The 647-nt window shown below is 62.4% G+C and carries 1 pseudogene; it reads left to right on the top strand.

The annotated features are described in order from the left end of the window. Positions 1-72: 72 nt before the first annotated feature. A pseudogene (locus AC1DYI_RS37805) lies at positions 73-647 on the top strand (M4 family metallopeptidase); the annotation flags it as partial.

The raw sequence follows: 647 nt of genomic DNA, 5'->3' as shown, positions 1-647 counted from the left end.
CACCCACAGTTGCTCGCGTGCCCATCGGCACCGGCCTCTGCGCCGCAATAAACCTACTTTAGGAGACGGAACATGTTCAAGATGTCATTGATTTCTGCGGCCGCCGTCGCAGTTTTGACTGTCGTTGTCGCCCCACCGGCCGCGGCGGGTAAACCATCCCCCGATCACCCGGCCGTGGCGCGGGCACTGAAGAATCTGGGAATTCAAAATGGCGTGACGGCCGAAGGCTCATCAACTGATCGCTATGTGGCCCGGGACTTGATCGTCGACGCGGACGGCATGGAGCATGTCCGCTTCGATCGTTTCTACAAGAACCTGCCTGTGCTGGGCGGTGACGTGGTGGTGCACAGCTTTGCCTCGGGCGGCTTGAAGGAATTCTCGAGCACGATGAATGAGGCGTTGGCGATCGACGTTGCGCCCACGCTGGCGTCGCGCGATGCCACGGTGCATGCCTTGAAGGCCTATCCGCACGCTGAAGGCCAAGTCGACACGCTGCAGTTGGTGGTTCATGCCATGGGCGACCACCCTCGCCTGGCCTGGGACGTCGTCGTGTCGGGCACGCAAGCCGACGGCACGCCGAGCCGCGCGCACATGATCGTCGACGCATCTTCCGCCAGCGTGCTGGACCAGTGGGACGACATCATGAC

The sequence above is a fragment of the Ideonella sp. P3_A4 genome, from assembly GCF_056403075.1.
Note: the sequence above shows the minus strand (reverse complement) of the source record. Positions and strands in the feature narration are given on the sequence as shown.